Genomic DNA, 18,575 nt, shown 5'->3' on the forward strand with positions numbered 1-18,575 from the left:
TATTTCGAGAAGTCAAATGATAGGGTAACGCCTTGAAGGGCTTCCTCTGATACTCCGACATGCAGCATACAAAAGATAAGCCTGTAGTTGTGTGAAGCTCGGTGAAGTCGGCTGAGAGCTACCGTTAAAGTATCTCGATACTACGAAAACTGTCCAGCGGTGGATGGTGTAGCCTATAGGCCGGGAGTCTAAAAAGCACTCATGGGTAGAATGGATTCAACAAAACCAACGGGTAGGCAGAATCTGACGAATCTTCGAATGTACGGGTCTAGAACGATGACACATAGAAATGTGTGTGCCACGAGCGTGGTGCTGATGTGGATGAGTAAAAATAGTTGTTATGAAAGTCCATATGTCGTTATAGGCGACATCAAGTCAGTAGGCTTAAAGGAGAACCCTAAAAGTGTTATGCATAGATAGAAATAATGGAACGTGGAAAGCCACCAACATGGAGAACTTATCTTCGAGGAAGTGTTTGAAGGGAAGGTGTTTGTGAGATTAGCAAACGTATAACCTTCATTTATGGTGGTGAGAGTGATGGCATAGTACCGGTGAAGCAATGGAAACATTGCAGAGGGATAGCCATTAGTCTGATGAAAGATTGACCAACCGTTTCAACAAGCTACGCAGTCGAATTATAAGGTTCTTGTGAGACTAAAAAAGGTAAACTCTGAAAGGAGATCCGACTTATAAAGAAAACTGAAAAGCTTAGACACGCTGAATATTATGATATGCAGTCTACACTAGATGACTTGTATCAGCAAAGTCAAAACGGTAACAACTTTTATAAATTAATAGAGCTTATGAAGATGGATGAAAACATACGTTTAGCATATCGAAATATAAAAAGAAATATGGGAAGTCTGACAGCTGGAACAGATGGAATGACAATTAATGATATTAAAATGCTTTCAACGGATGAAGTGATAGAAAAAGTAAGAACGATGTTTGGTTGGTATGAACCACAATCTGTAAGACGCGTATTTATACCAAAACCAAATGGAGACCGTAGACCTTTAGGGATACCAACCATATGGGACAGATTATTTCAGCAATGTGTATTGCAAATATTGGAACCAATATGCGAAGCGAAATTTCATAACCATAGTTACGGTTTTCGCCCTAACCGAAGTACACATCATGCACTAGCGAGAATGAAATCTTTAGTGAATAGAAAAGGAAACGGATTTCACTACTGTGTGGATATAGACATTAAAGGTTTCTTTGACAATGTGCATCATGGAAAACTTCTAAAGCAATTGTGGACGATAGGTATACGAGATAAGAAATTACTTTCTATCATTTCAAGACTACTGAAAGCAGAAATTGTAAATGAGGGTGTTCCTCAAAAAGGTACTCCGCAAGGAGGAATACTAAGTCCGCTTCTATCTAATATCGTACTCAACGAATTAGATTGGTGGGTAAGTAACCAATGGGAAACGATAAAGACCTCACATCCATATAAGGGAAATAGTGAAAAATATCGAGCGCTAAAGAAAAGCAAATTAAAGGAATGTTTCTTAATTCGATATGCAGACGATGCAAAAATATTATGTCGTGATTATGTAACGGCTTTAAAAATGTTTGAAGCAACAAAAGACTTTCTTAGAACACGCCTACATCTGGATATTAGCCTTGAAAAATCAAAGATTATAAATTTGAGGAAAAAAGCGAGTCACTTTTTAGGCTTTACAGTTAAGGCAAATAAGAAAGGAAACAAACATGTGGCTCATAGCAGAATGTGTGTAAAATCCAGAAAACATGCGTATAGCAAGCTGAAAAAGGCTGTTAAAGATATAAGCAGAGAACAAACACCAGAATCAGTATGGCGATTTAACACGACTGTAATGGGAATACAAAATTATTATTCAGCCGCCACACATATTAATCACGATCTAGATCACATGAGTTGCCATCTCATAAGAACACTCTATAATCGACTGAGGCGAGATTGGAAAAAAGCCACTAAGAGTGACATGTCGACTGTATTAAGGAAAAGATATAAACGATACAATCCTAAATTGTATAAAATCAAAGACATCGTATTACTACCTATCCATGCGCAGAAGCACAAACCGGCTAGAAATTTTACTCAGTCTATCTCAAATTATACAAAAGAAGGTAGAGAGAAAATACATGATACGCTAAAAGCCGTAGATAGGGAGACACTCCGACATGTACATCGTTTTTATATGAAGCATCGAACAGTAGAATACAACGATAACAGAATTGCAAAGTTTATTGCACAGTATGGAAAATGTGCAATTACGAAACAAGAAGTTGGATTAGTAGGTTGGCACTGTCATCATAAAATTCCGTTGGAATTTGGGGGACAGGACAATTATGAAAATCTGGTAATTGTACTAGAAGACATACACATAGCAATTCATAGCGATGATTCAGATAAGGCAAAATCAATCTTAAATAAGTACGACATTATTGAAGATAAGAAAGTGATGTTTGACAAGCTGAGAATATCAGCGCGTCGACATCCTATCTTTGCTTCAATACAAAAGTTGGTCAATTGAATTAGATGGAGCGCCGTATGAGGTGAAAGTCTCACGTACGGTGTGAAGTGGGGGAAAAGGTGGAGATGATGTCAAAACCTTACCTATCACTATACGGTCCTGGATTCATTAGCTATGCATTAGCAAGAGGTGGATATTCAGAAGAAACAGCTATTGCGTTTTCTAGGGAGCATGCTGATGAAAATAGAGCTGGCTGTTCTGATCCAAATAACTTCCGAACCAAAGTCGGAGCGTGCTATGGGGATTACGTGCGCCCATAAGGGGGCAAGGAAAAACGGTGATTGCAAGCTGTTAGGTCAACCCTAAAAGACCTAGTATCACTTGGCTAACCTTGGAAGGAAACTGAAAGGGGACAACAGCATGCCAAGAAAGCCGTAAGTTGGCTAAACATCAAGTCAAGACTGAGCGGCCAGATATAAAGTATAGATAAGGATGAAGGCTAAACCGCTTGAATGATAGCACAAGGGAGGCCACCGTAACTAGTCTCGAAAGATGTTTATAAACGAGATTCAACAGATATCATAAAGATAGTGTGAGTCATCTTATATGAATAGGGTTATCTGTTGCCCACTTCTATATGGAAGAAAAGTGTGAACGTCACATCCGACACTATACGTGCAAATTCCTTGTTTACTAAATGGGGATTGTCTAAGTTAGAATGCCTGCGAGGCTATTGAGGATAACTTCAAGATGTAACAGTCAAGAAGTATGGCTCATGAATATCTAATATGACAACGGAGCCTTCGTAGTAGTCAGAGCTAGGGAAAGCCTAGTACAGGGCGAAGGAAGGCAGTCTGTTAGCTTATTACCAAATTGGGGAGGTGCGAAAGGCACTATGCAATGTCCAAAAATAGTACTAAGCAATCTGCGAACGAAGAGTCTTAATAAGGAATATCAATATACAAGACTTTATCGTAATTTATATAACCCAGATTTCTTTTTATTAGCATACGATAATCTAAGTAAAAATGATGGCGCATTAACGATAGGAGTAGACCAAAGGTCTATTGATGGTTTTTCTATGAAGGAAGTGGAGGACTTGATAAGTGTTTTAAAAAGTAAAAGCTATCAACCATATCCATCTAGAAGAACCTATATTGAAAAGAAAAATGGCAAGAAAAGGCCATTAGGAATTCCTAGTTTTTATGATAAATTAGTCCAAGAAGTTATACGTATGATACTAGAAGCAATATACGATTCAAGCTTTTCTAGTTCATCACATGGATACCGAAAAGGAAAGGGATGCCATAGCACGTTATTAGAGATAAAGCGCACATTTACAGGTAGTAAATGGTTTATCGAAGGAGATATTAAAGGATTTTTCGACAATATTGAACATCATACTCTAGTTACAATTCTTAAAAGAAGAATAAAGGATGAGGCGTTTATAGAGTTGATCTGGAAATTCTTACGAGCTGGATATTTAGAAGAATGGAAATTTCATAATACCTATAGTGGAGCGCCTCAAGGTGGAATCATTAGTCCAATACTTTCTAATATTTATCTAAATGAATTAGATGTTTATATGAAAAAGTATCAGGATAGATTTGAATCAGGGAAAAAGCGACAAATTAATAAAGAGTATAGTAATTTACAGTATAAAGTACGAAAGATTCAAGAGAAAATCGATACTGCCTATCTAAATGGAGAAGTAACACGAATTACGGAACTAAAAGAACAACAAAAAGTTTTGAAAGGGAAGTTGTTACAAACACCTTATAATAATCCAATGGATGAAAATTATAGAAGGCTCAAATATGTAAGATATGCGGATGACTTTCTTATTGGAGTAATAGGTTCTAAAGAGGATGCAATTCTTATTAAAAATGAGATAGCTTCATTTTTGAAAGAAGAGCTAAAATTAGAATTATCTATGGAAAAGACTCTGATAACAAATGCCTTCAAGAAACACGCTAAATTTCTAGGATTTGAAATTAAAGTGTTTAAAAGTGAAGCAACACGCATTAACAGTCTTGGGAGAGCTTCTAGGGTTCTTAACGGTAAAATTCAATTAAAAATGCCACATGAGGCATGGATAAAGAAACTTCAAAAGTATCAGGCCATTAAAATGTGTGCCGATGGCACTTGGAAACCTCAGCCAAGAGGATATTTCCAACACAATGAAGATTTAGAGATTATCACGCAATATAATAGCGAAATTCGAGGGTTATACAATTACTATCGACTAGCTGAAAATGTGAGCAATCACATGCACCGCTTTGCATATTTCATGTATTATTCAATGTTGAAAACTTTTGCGTCAAAATACAGAACACGTACGAAACAAATTCGAAAGAAATACGAAAAGTACGGACAATTTACTGTACAGTATGAGACAAAGAAAGGAATGAATAAAGTTCATTTCATTGAAAGAAAGTTTCCAATGACAAGAAATTTATCACTAGAAGGAACAGACATTTTACCAAATACTCGGCATGTAATGAGTACGACTAAATTGTCAGATAGAATCAAGGCGGAAACATGTGAACTATGCGGAGCTAGCAATGTTGTGATACATATGCATCACATTAAGAAATTAAAGAATCTACGAGCAAAGTCAAATAAATCATATCTTGAAAAACAAATGATAGCGAGAAATCGAAAGACTATCGCACTCTGTAAAGAGTGTCATATGAAAAGACACAAGGGCGAGATATAAAATGCAGAAGACAGATGGAGAGCCGGATACATTGAGAGATGTAAGTCCGGTTCGGGGAGGAACATTTGGAAACCTATCACAGGAATGTAATAAGGCGCTGGATGTTTACTCTACACGTACGTTTCTAAAGTTTTGAAATATTACAAAGATTTAGGATGCGTGGCGGATGTATCTGGAGAATGGATTTCTGATAAAGGTTGGAAATGGCCAACGAAATCAGGGCGTATTACAGGTACATTTGATGAAATTCATGCTAGCAAACCGCATAATGCTGTAGATATTGGGGCCATGACCGCCGGAAAACCAGGAGACCCCGTATGGTCGATGGAAGCTGGTATGGTTACGGATAAAACAGGAAATGTAAACAACGGTGGTTTAGGAGTCTATGTTGACCATGGAAATGGCGTTGTATCCCGTTACTTACATTTAAGTAAAATCTTAGTTGCACCAGGAACTATGGTAACAAAAGGACAGATTATTGGGGAAATGGGGGGGGCTAACTATGTTGGTGGTGTTCTTAATATGTTTGGATACGCTGTCCATTTAGATTTCCAAATTCGTATTAATGACCAACCAACGGATCCAATGAAATTCTTTAAGAAAAATGATGATCCAGGGTTATCATCAGGTGGTGCTCCTACAATGACAAATGCTAAACGACAAAAGGTATTAGAAGAAGCAAAAAAATGGCTTGGGCAAGGGAAAGTGAGCTATGTGTCCGGTGCTAGAAATCCAGCTGCAGGTAGTGCAGATTGTTCTGGATTTACACAATATGTGTTTAAAACCAGTATAGGTGTTCAGCTAGGAGATTGGACAGGTGCTCAAATTGGACAAGGAAAACAGGTGCCAGATATCGGTCGTGCACAACCAGGAGATTTAATTTTCTATGAAAATCCTAACCATGTATCTATTTATTTAGGAAATCAGAAAATGATTCATATTGGTGATAATAAGGGTGTACAAATTACAGGTCTAAACTATACGGCAAGAGGACAACATATGACGCAAATCCGTAATGTTATAGACTGATAAGGGATGAGAGTAGATGAAGAAAATAATCAACATTTTATCCAATATGCCTCGTAAGTACTTGGTCATATTAGGAATTATTGTACTAGTGGTAGGTGTTACTACCTATAATACTATTCATCGTTACATGATGAAATCTCAAGTACAAGAGGAAGAGCAAGTAAATCAAGATGAAATTGAGATGCTTGGAGATAAGCCAAAGGGATTTGATACAAAAGAAGAGGAATATATCGCAAAGACAAAAGCTGTAGAGGATTTACTACGAAAAATTTCTAATAGTAGTTATGATGTCCCGTATTTGTTTACAAAGGCTGGATTTGGTATTGAACCAATGAAAATGACAAGTAATGAACGTATGCTTGCTACAGAAGCTGTTCAACGATATTTCCTAAATGGGGATAAGTTTTACAATGCACGAATTACCAAAATTGAACGTGGGAAAAAAGTAGATACGTTTCATATTGAAGTTTTAATTCAACAGGTAAACTTTTTAGAACCACGACAATTTAAAGTGCAGGTAAACAAATATGCACAAATTGTAACACCAATTGCACAAATTCCACATGGTCAAGAAGAAGTGCCTGTGGATTAAGAGAAAAGCGAGGGTTGTGGATGTAAAGCACAACCCTTTATAAAATTTAAAGAAGTTTTGTTTTTGTTTGGGTAATAGATATTTGTTAGTGGAAAATTAGTAAAAGTAGATTGTGAGATAATTCCTATGAAGGAAAGAATTACTTTAGCGTAAAGAAACCTTTCCGAAGTGTAATAAAAAATATGATGTTTTTATGTTTTTATAATTTTAAAAATTCAGAATAGGATTTGTAGATGATGGTAAATGTCTAAAGAAGAAGGGTGATGAATATAATAATATGAATACTACTAATATACATAAATCGGCCTATGTCATTCTTATTTATTTTATTATGAATCAATTTGTAGGAATAATAGGTGTGCAGTTATTAGCTAAGACAGGTTGGTATGATATTCATGAGAATCAAGAACAAGCGATTCAACAAATTTTGGTACATTGGGAGCTAATTGGGTTTCTGCTTATATTAATTATCACTTTTACTATATATAAAGAAAAACATATTTATAAATCTATACTATCAATTAAATTATCAAAAACCGCATGTGGATGGATTCTAGTTGGAATTGTTTTAGTTTTCCTTGCACAGATAATTGGTAGTTTTTTAGATAAAAGTTTATTCCAAATTTCTACGCAATCAGAAAACACATCTAGTATAGTTGCAGCTGCATCAATTTCACCTATTGCAATTATATCAATTGTAATTCTTGCCCCATTGGTAGAGGAACTGGTATTCCGATATGCTACTATGAATATTTTAATGAAGAAATTTAAAGAGGTAGGGAGTATTGTAATCAGTGCATTGTTTTTTGCAATAATGCATTTTGACTTCCCATTTATATTTGGTTATTTTTTTATTGGTTGTGTATTGGCCTTTGTATATAAACAATCAAAACAATTATTAGTTTCTTATATAGTACATGCTATGATGAATTTTATTGTATTGATGATTCATATTATGCGAGTATGATTTTGATCTACTATATAGTATTTTTGTAATGAGATATATCTTGAGAAAATAATAGATAATAGATTTATATTCTTAGCAAAAATTAAAAAAGAATGCCATTTTCTTTAAATAGAAAGGCATTCTTTTTTTAGTGTTATTATTTGGAAATTATTATTTAAATTGTTTTTCTTAGTAAAACCAGAATTAACCAGAAGATATTCAGTATCAGCTATTAAAAATGTATAGCTTTAAAAATAGATTAATTCCCTGAATATTCCATAAAAACTTTATAAAATTTTACAAATATTCCAATTAAAAGAAATGTATGTTAAAGTTTTTCTTAGTTAGATATGATAAAAATTTTAAGGATTATTGTAGAAAAGAGCAGAAATTTAAGGGCTTAATAATTGTATGAAAAATAAAAAACAAGGAGGATACTATGGATTCAATTCTAGAAGGGCATAGGAAATTTTTTAGGTTTCCTAAAAGTTTAGATGTAGGAGAATATATAGAAAATGTTTATATAGATACAATGAATACGTGCAAATTACATGATATTTTGAAAAAACATCTCTTAATTCTATTTTATAGTACGTCATGTGAAGGATGCTTACCTTCCATGGAAGCGCTCGATAAATTTTTAACTAAAGATTCATCATTAAATGTTCTTATTTTAATCGATACAAGCCCAGAAAACTTTGAATATATCAAATCCACATTTGAAGGTAGAGCTTTAGTATCTTTATGTAATAAAGATAAGATGAAGAAAGAATTTAAAGTTAGTGGTGTCCCTAGAACGTATTTTGTCAATGAACTAGGACAAGTATTATATGCAGAAATAGGCTATCAAGATAATATGTTTGAAGACATTATAACTAAATTTAAATGTATTATAGAATATTAAGGAGGACTCCAGAATGATAAAAGGGTTTAAAGAAATGTTTCAAAAACATAGAGTGCCACCTCAATCTAATACAAATTATTTAACAGTGGGTAAAATATTACCTAAAAATTTAATGAATATTTCAAATAAGAGTCCTTGGCTACTAGGGGCAATTTCTTTAAGCTGTATGAAATGTATTGATCTACTCCCGAAAATATCAGAGATAGCAAATTCATATAAAGGAGAGTTTGTATTAGTAACTGATGGATCTATTGAAGATATTGATGAGATAAAAGATTACTTTGGGTTTGAATTTAATATAATCTCCTTTGGTGATGAATTGATTGATGAAGGTGGCTTTCAGGAAACGCCAAGTTTTTGTCTAATAGATGAAAATAACAGGATAACTGCTATGAGAGTAATTGATGATATAGAAAATGCAGTTGAACTTCTTTCTATCCTAGAAGGTGAGTCAAATTAATATTCTATCGTCGTGTATCGACTTGAGTATAGCATTTATATTTTTTGCATCTTTCTACATGAAAAGTTATTCTATCCATGGTTTAAAATGTGATTTAATTTTATATAATATTTTACCATTAAAATCTATACTATTTTTTAGTTATATGGTACTAATTTTAGAATTGTGCATTTTTATCACGTTTGTATTAAATATATATTATCCATATAAGGAAATAGGTACTATTGCTTTAATGATTGGTTTTATATTGTTAATTATCAGAAAAAAACATTTATATAAGTTAGAGAAAACAAGTTGTAGCTGTTTTGGTAAGATGCAGTTTATGAATAAGTCTCCAATTGCAAGAAATTCAATCATCGTAATATTATTAATAATAAAAGTATTGTTACCTTTCTCTTTTCGAACATTAGAAATAAGTTTATTCTTAGGGCTACTTAGTGTATATACTGTGCTATTGTACAATCTCATATCTTTAAAAAATTATGATAGGGAAAGATTAAACTATGGCTATAAATCTGATGTTAGTAATTAGTGGTTTAATAGCATGTGTACTTATTGTTTATGCACATTATTATAACAAACGACTACATGTGCAAGAAAAATATGAAATAGATAATTTAATTGATAGTTTGCACATACCCGAGATGGAGGAATATCATATTCTTTTTCTGAGCTATGATAATTATTATTTTAAGAATATCGATAAACTTCTAGAAACAATTGATGAAAAATATGTTGTTATATTAACAGCACCGATTTGGCTATACAAAAGAAAAGTTAAGCACTGGAGAAATCATATGGTAATTGATAGTACAGATGTGAAAAGCAGTATAGGTTATTTTAAAAAGTATGAATATGTACATTATCAGAAAGATAGTAAAAAATTACCCAAAAATGATAGCGCTTACTTTTCGTTAATTTGTATGAATAAGGAGAGAAAAGTATGAAGAATAATATTTCATGTCAAATTTTAATAGCAGAAAATATAATGTTTGATCCAAAAGAAAAAAAGCATACTGCTTATAATATTCTAAATAAAATTACTGTTCCTATACTTCCGGCTTCTGTTATTACATCAGTTTTATTCAAATTTCAATTTTCTGAAGAAGATGGATTGGAGGAAATTAATAACAAAATCCTTGTATATAATTCTAACGAGGAAATTGTTTATAGTGGTCAACTACCAAAATTAAAAAATCTTCGAGATAACAGAATGACTCCTGGTATTGATGGCGTAATAGAAATAAGATTTCCAGTTATGGAGAGTGGCAAATACGAATATGTGGTCTATAGCAATAATCAAAAGATTTTTACATATCCACTTTTTATTGATGTTATTCAAACAGAAGAGAAGGACAGGGAATTGTATAAAAAATAGATTGTAATAATATGTGTAATGTAAAAATTGATTACAAGGAAAAATATATTTAGTAGTTTTATAATTCAGTAGTTTGCAGAAAATGACAAACTTAATTATGAAAGACCAACTATGAGAAGTCAAGGGGAGTTTTTTATATAAATAGGGGGTGTTTTTCTAAAAAAGGGCGTGCCAAATAAACCTAAGGATTTTCAAAAAAAATGAAAAGGTCATGTTTCTGTTGTGTGAGGTGGTACTTCATAAGGCTTATTGCTTTTAAGAATGGCATAGATAATGTAACACAGCTTTCTAGCTACCGCCCCTATACAAACATAGTAGTGCTTTCCTTGCTTTCGTTTCTTTTCATAAAAAGCTTTTAATACAGGGTCATGTTTATGCGCTGTAATAGCCGCTTGGAATAAGGCTCTACGCAAATGAGAAGAACCACGTTTGGATATAGACGTACCTGAGGCTTCAAATTGTCCAGATTGGGACACAGAGGCATCAATGCCTGCGTAAGCGACAAGTTTAGATGGTTTGTCAAAGCGGTGAATATCCCCAATTTCACTTAGTATAGTGGCTCCTAAAATGGGCCCAACACCAGGTATTGTCATGATAGGAGTATCTAAATCAATTAAAAGTTGTGACATTTCTTCTTCACATTCTTTGATTTGATCTTCGATAAAACGAATTTGTTCCATCAACATTTTTAGTTGGAAGGAAAAAGCGTCTTTACAGAAGGTAACACCAAACGAATTAGAGGCTAATTCCATTAGCTTGTTGGCTGTTTTCTTCCCCAGTCGATTACGACTGGTTTGCTCAATTATTTGTGTTAAATCATCAATAGATATCTGTTCATAGTCACTAGGAGAGGCATATTCAAGTAAGATTTGCGAAGAAGTTTTACCAAAAACATCCGAAAAGATGCTTTGGTACTCTGGGAAAGTCTGATCTAATACGACAAGAGCTTTTCGTTTTAAATCACTCATATTACTTACAAGCGCATTACGAAAGCGGCTCATTTGTTTTAGAGCGAACATTTTCTCGTCCACAAGTGGGGTTTCAACAAAACGGCCGAATCGAATGATATCGGCAATCATAGTGGCATCAATGGCGTCTGTTTTTCGCTTTCTAATTTCTGTTCCTTTTCGCCAAGCATTGGTTTGAATTGGATTTAATACAACGACTGAGAAGCCATGATCAAGTAGAAAAGAATAAACGGCTAACCAATAATGTCCTGTTGCCTCCATTCCAATCAGTATTTCTGTAGGAGACTCAATATATTGGTACATCCAATTTAACAGTGCTTGTCCGCCTTCTTTATGATTCTGAAAGGGAAATGGCTTAGTAATAGGTTTTCCAGTTTGGTCGATAATGGACGCATAATGTTTATGTTTAGCGATATCAATACCTAAATAGAACATAGCTTACACCCCTATTTTAATCAGTGTTAGATAGTGTTGTCCTCCTCTGAACTAATAAGCGCTACTACCTCGTAAGAGATACGAAGAATGACCAATGGTCATCAACATCCAACTCATTCGTAAACTACTTATTAGACAGAGGTACCATTCTTTCAACCGAATACAAAGATTCAAGGAGGTGGTCGGCAACACTCTATCTACAAATATAAGTATCTCATATAACTAGATACTCACGGGTTTATAGGTAAATCCCTTTCCTAAAAAACCTAACTTTATCATACGAGGAGGTTTTGTTAATGAATTTGAACTATAAAGGTACTAATAACCAAGGTCGTGCCGAATGGATTGAATCGGATTTAGGGGAAGTAATGGAAGAATGGCAACTGAATCAATATAGGCCGTTTGTGGAATTCTTACAAGAACACATCAGTCGTCAGTTGACAAAAAACGAACTGCGAACAATTTTATGGTTATCAGGGTTCGAGCAAAGCTCTATTAATAACATCATGAGTATCGTAAGTGCAGCCCACGAGCATGGAAAAAATAAAAAGTGATGAACATTCCATAAATTAAGGGGCCTTTTTATTCTTAAACATTAACAAAAAGAAAAATTATTTACATCATTAGAAAGGGAATTGTTCATGAAGGAAATCGATAAATACATGTTTCTTCAGGAAGCAGCTATACGGTGGGGGATCCCCTATGAAACAGTGAAGAATAAGGTGAAACCATCTTTAGTAAAGGAAGAACAGATTAACAGTATGATTAAGCGTGGTTTAATTAAATATTTTGAACCACCTCGTGATCCAAATCGCATCTATAAACGAGATCAGAAAACTTGGCTTGTATCAATTGATGCAATGCATGAGTGGTTTGGTGAACCGAAAAATAAGGAGTAAAAATAAAAGAGAAAGATGTTTCCGCGCCTGGCAGCCTGGAAAAACACCTTCCTCTTGTATACAAACATAATTTTAGAAAGGATGGTTGTCATGAAACAACCCTTTATTAAAATCACGTCTGGTGAGTCTATTTTAACACAACCTCACCAAAAAACTAAATCCTTCAAAAAAATACGTCCATTAATTTCGGAAAATTACAAAAAGTTAAACATCTATTTTGGTATTGAAGAAAATTTCTCGGATCAAATTTGGTTCTATGGATTCTTTGGAGTATCTATTTCTATGATCCTTTTCACATATGTTTTATCAGGAGTTATGTACGGTTTTTAAAAAATAGAAATTATAAAAAGGGGAATTTAAAATGATGAAGTCGGTTCAATTATTAAAAGGTGAAGAGTTTGAAATAGGAACAACAGATAAACATGGAAATCCATTAAAACAATCTGATTTTGTTGTAACACAAAACGATTTCGAAGGGATTAGTATATGCCGAATTTTATATAACGGGATTACAAAAGAGTTTGTAGCAATGAGTTCGTCTAATTGGTGGATCCCATATCATGATTTATCAATCGTAACAGAACGGTTAGATCATGTAATTGCAAAGGAGTTTTTAGGATTGGAAAAATGCGGTGGATATTGGGGCAAGAACAATACACCATTTATAAGAATGCCGATTAAATATTTCAATCCAGTTGAAGAGTCAACGGCCATTCTAGAGAAGCTAGGAAGACAGTATGATGACTTGTTTACGGTGAAAGAAAAGGGATGTTGGTATTTGACGGTCAACAAAAAAATATATAGTGAAGCTCGTCTTGGCATTGCATCCTGTCTAGCGGCTATCGATACAGTGAGAAATAATGGGTAAAGTAAATCGGTAATTTAGGGGAGAAGTAGATTGTTAAATAAATTGATAAAGTGAGGGATTTAACATGATGCATGCACATTTACAAGAACAAGCCTATTGGAAAGCGCAAAAAAAGGTACTGCGGAAGAATACTAATAAGTTACTAATTTCCTTAGAACCAGATTTGTATGAAAAACTACAGGGATTGGTTCTTTACGATGAGAAGATGGATCATATTGCATCGGAGTTGGTGGTAGAGGGATTGGATTACATTTATATGGAAGACATTCCAGTACGTCAGTACCAGGCTTTTCAACATTTTGTAGAAATAAAATTGTCAAAATTCCAAGAGAAACGATTACACCGTTTAGCGCTAAAAAGAGGATGTTCATCACGCAGAATGGCTTATACTATATTACATTTCATATTGAAGGAACAATAAAAGAACCCTACAAAAAGCAGGATTCTTTCGCTAGGGTATTCTGATGGCAAATGAGCTATTACTATCAGAAGTTGAGTGGTCTAGACTCAATCTTCTTTATAATATTATAGTTTTAAATCGAATTGCAAGGATAACACAAATGTAATTTAAAATCAGGAGTTTAATTGTATAATGCTTCGTTTACATACAAAAAGATTGGGATAACCCAATCTTTTTGTATGTAAGGAATTCGATAACAGACTAAATATTCAACTCATTTTCATTACAACTAAATTAAACTGAAAATTCAATCCGATATTCTTTGAAAGTATTAAAATGTCTGAAAATGAAAGGAGGTCTACTACTTCAAATCTTTGTGTGGTAAAAGAAACAACATAATTTGAGAAACAAAATGTTAAGTTTTTATTTAAATTGGATTAATTCTGCCCTTCTGCAAATGTGTCTGATTGTTTTAAGATTTATGAACGGTTTTATCTTACTTGACTGAATTTTATTCAGTCAAGTAAGATTGAATTAGATTCAGTTGTAAAATGTGGAATTAGGCTTCGAGGAGAATATCACAACTATTGTGGGAATTTGGTATCAACAAAATGATACTGATATTGCATTGAAAACAAGGGGGACTCTATTATGAATTATAATAAACAAAATCATCCATTTGATACAGCAACGCAGTTGACTGGGGAATCTGGGATTTATTACGGGTGCACCTCTGAATGTTATGCCAATATGGTTGGGCCATTTGGCGGTATTATTGCGGCCACTCTTCTTAGAGCCGTAATGGAGCATCCGGAACGAAAAGGCGATCCAGTATCTCTAACTATTAATTATACAGCGCCGGTTTTGGACGGCAATTTCAGCATCAAGGCAATACCGACTAGAACGAATCGATCCACACAACATTGGTATATTGAACTCTGTCAAGATAAAGGTATTATTATCACGGGTACTGCAGTTTTTGCAAGCCGGCGAAAAACTTGGTCTTCTACAGAAAGGAATTTTCCAAATGTACCATCCGCAAAAGAAGTTAAGAATTTTTCATCTGAAGGGCTGCCACCTTGGGTATACAACTACGACATGAGGATTATACAAGGGACACCACTCGCATTATCACAACCAAATCCAAAAAATACTTCCGATTCTGTCACACTCCAATGGATCCAGGATGAACCGCGGAGACCCATCGATTTCTTATCACTTACAGCGATGTGTGATGCGTTTTTCCCGCGTATTTACGTGCGGCGCAAACAAATGGTTCCTGTTGGCACTGTTTCACTTACCGTTTATTTTCATATCAATTCAGAAGTGCTTACTAAACATGGTGATAAAGAGGTGTTAGGCCATGCTCGCGCGCTTCAATTCTACAATGGATTCTTTGACCAGACCGCGGAATTGTGGAGTCCTGAAGGAAAATTGTTAACTACAACCAGTCAGCTTGTCTATTACAAAGAGTAGAGAGTTGCAATCTATACTTAAAATAAAAAGAAAAGTAGTTTAAATCAAAGAAGATTATGGAAATTATATAGAACGAATATCACAAGAAATAAATACTCCTATACTTCAATCTTGCGCTTTCCTACAAAAATGGAACAGCGCTTATTTTTATTTGCGTATAGAATTTTTAATTTAAAGTAATCGAACTTGACTGAATTAAGTTCAGTCGTGTATGATTGAACTCGATTCAGTCGCGGAAAAATAATATAGGAGATGAATTATGAAAAGAATATCAAAAGAACCTGACATTAGGCGTCAAGAGTTAATGGATATTGGTTTTGAACTTTATATAAAAAACGGTATAGGAGGCTTTAGCATAAAGGATGTTGTTAATCATGCAGGTGTAGCAACAGGTTTATTTTATTATTACTTTAAATCCAAAGATAATTTTGTTGATGAACTTTTAAACGATTTTATCGCAAAAAATATAGAAAAAATTCAACAAATACTTACTTTGAATGAATTACCCGTTATACAAAAAATGAAAAATGCTCTGGATATATTTTGGACATTTGTTGAAAAATTGGCTCCCTACAAAGATGCCAGTTCATTTCATACAGAACAACATTACCTGCTTGAGCAAAAATTATTTATGCAATTACGGCCACTCATTGAACAAGTTATTGAGGATGGAGTAAAAATAGGAGTATTCCATACGGACAACTTATCTTTAACTTCTGGATTTATTTTATATGGTCTTAGTAGTATTGCCCATTCAGAGATAGATCTAACTCTAAATACGAAAAAAGAGACGATTAATCTAATCTTAACCACTCTAAAATACGAACAAAAAGAAGAAAAAATTTAAAATAACATCATGGGAATTTTATTTTCAGATATGTTTAAAAGAAATACTTAGGTTATATTCAATAAATTGACTAACAATAAGAGTAAAAACAATCGTTGGAATAATACTTGATGAAGAGCAAAGGAGAATTAATATGAAAATTTATATTGAGGGGAAAAATATTTCACCAGAAGAACTCACAAAATGGAAAAAAGAACGTATTAAGAAAGTTTTCAATACATTAGGACATAAAGAGCCTAAAATACATGATACAAATGACATGATAAAAAAACTAACGGAATTAAAGTTAAGATATTCATACAATGAAATGTACGATAAGTTGAGATTTAAACTTAGATTGAGCGAGATGGGCATGCGTATTGGTACAGCTTTATCTGGTGATAGACGGAAATTTTCAAAAACAAGTATTTATTTAGATGGAATTACAGCAGAAGAAGCGATAAATGGAATTGATAGTTTTATGCTTGAACAGTCACGTGAGAATGATCAAGTGAATTTATCAGCTTGTCCTGATCACTATGTATTAAGACCTTTTGGAGAAAATGAATTAGAAGTTATAGAAACTACTGGTAATTCTCCGTTTCCAGTTCAATTCTTTATTGTTTTTGGTGACGAAACTAGGTTGCAAACACCGAGAGATAAGTCTTATCAATACCAATCAACAGGTGTAGCACGTATGAAAGATGGAACTATTATCGGTGGAGTTCGACATCAATTTAAAGATACTGATACTGGGATAGAAGTAAGTCTAGTTGTTGAGTTTCCTGCACTTTGTCCTAATAGCCTTATTAAATCGCATCAAATGCATTTAGCATGTGAGTTTTCTTACTGGTTACAGTGGATAAAGGATCATAAAAAATAATAACGGCAGAGCTTCTTGAAATAAAAAATCATATTTTTTTATAATTAACCCTGAACTTATTATATGTATTATATCTGACGACGTCTTTGACATAATCACTGCCGTCGTTTTTAATTTATATTTTTTAGACAGAGAATACTTCAGTAGGAGAGACTGGGTTTCTATTTAATAATAATGAGGTGTAAATTTCTATGTTTTCCATACTTTTAGCTATAAGTTTTGGTGCTGTTTTCGCTTTACAAACAGCCATCAATTCTCAATTAAGAAAATTTGTGATTTCTCCTTTTTTAGCTTCAATGATCTCATTTGTTATAGGAGTAATCTTCTTAACTATTACAATATTAATTAGTGGTTCACCATTAGGGATTCCACTAGACTTATTTTTGAACCAACCTATTTTTATATGGTTGGGAGGGATTGGTGGGGCAATTGCTTTAACCGCTAATATTCTTTTGTTCCCTAGATTAGGTAGTGTGCAAACATCGATAATGCCAATTTTGGGAATGACTTTGATGAGTATGTTAATAGATAATTACGGTTGGTTTAATTCAATACCGTATCCATTTGGATGGAGCCGAATTTCCGGCGTGTTACTAGTCTTAACAGGTGCCTTTTTAGCTATACAAGACAAAAATCATGAGAAACAATTTTCTAAAACAAATAAAAAAAACATGGTAAATCAATGGATTTGGCGATTGGTTGGTATAATGGCTGGAATGTTACTGGCTATACAAATTGCTATCAATGGTCAATTAGGAAGGGTTCTTTATTCCTCCTCACAAGCAGCTCTTGTTTCATTCTTTGTAGGTACTATTACCCTAATTATAATAGTCGGGATAATGGACCGTTCTTACACAAATATTAAAGAACCAATTAAGCAATCAGCTCCATGGTGGATATGGCTTGGAGGGATATTAGGCGGGTCTTATGTTCTAATAAATGTATATCTAGTTGACCAAATTGGAAATGGACAAACTGTAATCTTTACCTTATTCGGTCAAATCATTGGTAGCTTGATAGTAGAACAATTTGGATTGCTTAATTCTTCAAAAAATCGAGTTAAGCTTATACAAATTTTAGGTTTACTGGTTATGGTAGCTGGTGTTTTTTTTATTCGGGTGTTTTAAATTATTCATGAATATCTTTCTTTGGAAGTAACAAATAAATTTAGTGGTTTTTTATTTTAGGAGGATACTGTTTTATTAGGTTGATGGGTATGGGGCGGTACTCCTAAATGAAGTTAATAATGTTATAGGGGTACCGCCACATGCCCATCAACTTAAGGATAGAAACTCTACGGTTTTCCATTAATTGAAATGAACAA

Annotated in this window: 20 protein-coding genes and 1 pseudogene; 20 read left to right on the forward strand and 1 reads right to left on the reverse strand. The window is 33.8% G+C overall.

Translation table 11 applies throughout. The annotated features are described in order from the left end of the window. The first annotated feature begins 731 nt into the window (after positions 1 to 731). The 11 genes and pseudogenes from ltrA to ACXKY9_RS30805 all read left to right on the forward strand — a co-directional run bounded on the left by ltrA (position 732) and on the right by ACXKY9_RS30805 (position 10,496). Complete coding sequence (gene ltrA / locus ACXKY9_RS30755; protein ID WP_003275463.1) at positions 732 to 2,528, forward strand: group II intron reverse transcriptase/maturase; 1,797 nt, start codon at positions 732 to 734, stop codon at positions 2,526 to 2,528. Positions 2,529 to 2,593: 65 nt separating this feature from the next. After that, complete coding sequence (locus ACXKY9_RS30760) at positions 2,594 to 2,788, forward strand: lysozyme family protein (RefSeq protein ID WP_230690708.1); 195 nt, start codon at positions 2,594 to 2,596, stop codon at positions 2,786 to 2,788. A 575-nt stretch (positions 2,789 to 3,363) separates the two neighbouring features. Further along, entirely contained in the window at positions 3,364 to 5,187 is a 1,824-nt protein-coding gene (locus ACXKY9_RS30765; protein ID WP_001149935.1) for a reverse transcriptase/maturase family protein, read from the forward strand. A 111-nt stretch (positions 5,188 to 5,298) separates the two neighbouring features. After that, a pseudogene (locus ACXKY9_RS30770) lies at positions 5,299 to 6,216 on the forward strand (NlpC/P60 family protein); the annotation flags it as partial. 16 nt (positions 6,217 to 6,232) lie between these two features. Then, positions 6,233 to 6,808, forward strand: a complete 576-nt coding sequence (locus tag ACXKY9_RS30775) for a hypothetical protein (RefSeq protein WP_016090655.1) — start codon at positions 6,233 to 6,235, stop codon at positions 6,806 to 6,808. A gap of 277 nt (positions 6,809 to 7,085) precedes the next feature. Continuing rightward, positions 7,086 to 7,775, forward strand: a complete 690-nt coding sequence (locus ACXKY9_RS30780) for a CPBP family intramembrane glutamic endopeptidase (protein WP_016090654.1) — start codon at positions 7,086 to 7,088, stop codon at positions 7,773 to 7,775. A 418-nt stretch (positions 7,776 to 8,193) separates the two neighbouring features. Next, positions 8,194 to 8,658: a TlpA family protein disulfide reductase gene (locus ACXKY9_RS30785; protein WP_000377268.1), complete on the forward strand. Its 465-nt coding sequence runs from the start codon at positions 8,194 to 8,196 to the stop codon at positions 8,656 to 8,658. Between the two features lie 13 nt (positions 8,659 to 8,671). Further along, positions 8,672 to 9,118 carry a hypothetical protein gene (locus tag ACXKY9_RS30790; RefSeq protein WP_000589597.1) on the forward strand — a complete coding sequence of 149 codons (447 nt, stop codon included), beginning with the start codon at positions 8,672 to 8,674 and terminating at the stop codon, positions 9,116 to 9,118. A 58-nt stretch (positions 9,119 to 9,176) separates the two neighbouring features. After that, on the forward strand, positions 9,177 to 9,650 hold the full coding sequence (locus tag ACXKY9_RS30795) for a MauE/DoxX family redox-associated membrane protein (protein ID WP_016090653.1): 474 nt from the start codon (positions 9,177 to 9,179) through the stop codon (positions 9,648 to 9,650). Continuing rightward, complete coding sequence (locus tag ACXKY9_RS30800; protein ID WP_230690709.1) at positions 9,637 to 10,065, forward strand: hypothetical protein; 429 nt, start codon at positions 9,637 to 9,639, stop codon at positions 10,063 to 10,065. Before ACXKY9_RS30795 ends, ACXKY9_RS30800 begins: the two co-directional genes overlap by 14 nt. Beyond that, positions 10,062 to 10,496 carry a hypothetical protein gene (locus ACXKY9_RS30805; protein ID WP_016090651.1) on the forward strand — a complete coding sequence of 145 codons (435 nt, stop codon included), beginning with the start codon at positions 10,062 to 10,064 and terminating at the stop codon, positions 10,494 to 10,496. Before ACXKY9_RS30800 ends, ACXKY9_RS30805 begins: the two co-directional genes overlap by 4 nt. A gap of 209 nt (positions 10,497 to 10,705) precedes the next feature. On the opposite strand, the gene ACXKY9_RS30810 is transcribed toward ACXKY9_RS30805, so the two are convergent. Next, positions 10,706 to 11,899 (reverse strand): IS110-like element ISBth13 family transposase, encoded by a 1,194-nt coding sequence (locus ACXKY9_RS30810; RefSeq protein ID WP_000499523.1) that lies wholly within the window; start codon positions 11,897 to 11,899, stop codon positions 10,706 to 10,708. Positions 11,900 to 12,195: 296 nt separating this feature from the next. On the opposite strand from ACXKY9_RS30810, the gene ACXKY9_RS30815 reads away from it, so the two are divergent. From ACXKY9_RS30815 to ACXKY9_RS30855, 9 genes are all read left to right on the forward strand, one after another. Beyond that, positions 12,196 to 12,453, forward strand: coding sequence for a hypothetical protein (locus ACXKY9_RS30815; protein ID WP_016090650.1), 258 nt, complete (start codon positions 12,196 to 12,198; stop codon positions 12,451 to 12,453). A gap of 87 nt (positions 12,454 to 12,540) precedes the next feature. Beyond that, a complete protein-coding gene (locus ACXKY9_RS30820; RefSeq protein ID WP_016090649.1) occupies positions 12,541 to 12,798 on the forward strand; it encodes a helix-turn-helix domain-containing protein in 258 nt (85 codons plus the stop codon). A gap of 90 nt (positions 12,799 to 12,888) precedes the next feature. Then, entirely contained in the window at positions 12,889 to 13,128 is a 240-nt protein-coding gene (locus tag ACXKY9_RS30825; protein WP_016090648.1) for a DUF3961 domain-containing protein, read from the forward strand. A gap of 34 nt (positions 13,129 to 13,162) precedes the next feature. Continuing rightward, the gene (locus ACXKY9_RS30830) at positions 13,163 to 13,666 is read left to right on the forward strand and encodes a hypothetical protein (RefSeq protein WP_033679633.1); all 504 of its coding nucleotides are present in this window, start codon (positions 13,163 to 13,165) and stop codon (positions 13,664 to 13,666) included. 64 nt (positions 13,667 to 13,730) lie between these two features. Further along, a complete protein-coding gene (locus ACXKY9_RS30835) occupies positions 13,731 to 14,087 on the forward strand; it encodes a hypothetical protein (protein WP_016090646.1) in 357 nt (118 codons plus the stop codon). A gap of 630 nt (positions 14,088 to 14,717) precedes the next feature. Then, positions 14,718 to 15,542, forward strand: coding sequence for a thioesterase family protein (locus tag ACXKY9_RS30840; protein WP_016090645.1), 825 nt, complete (start codon positions 14,718 to 14,720; stop codon positions 15,540 to 15,542). Between the two features lie 259 nt (positions 15,543 to 15,801). After that, entirely contained in the window at positions 15,802 to 16,389 is a 588-nt protein-coding gene (locus ACXKY9_RS30845) for a TetR/AcrR family transcriptional regulator (RefSeq protein ID WP_016090644.1), read from the forward strand. 133 nt (positions 16,390 to 16,522) lie between these two features. Further along, a complete protein-coding gene (locus ACXKY9_RS30850) occupies positions 16,523 to 17,251 on the forward strand; it encodes a hypothetical protein (protein WP_016090643.1) in 729 nt (242 codons plus the stop codon). 191 nt (positions 17,252 to 17,442) lie between these two features. Continuing rightward, the gene (locus ACXKY9_RS30855; protein ID WP_016090642.1) at positions 17,443 to 18,378 is read left to right on the forward strand and encodes a DMT family transporter; all 936 of its coding nucleotides are present in this window, start codon (positions 17,443 to 17,445) and stop codon (positions 18,376 to 18,378) included. The last annotated feature ends 197 nt before the right edge of the window (positions 18,379 to 18,575 follow it).

The sequence above is a fragment of the Bacillus sp. 2175 genome (assembly GCF_057812155.1).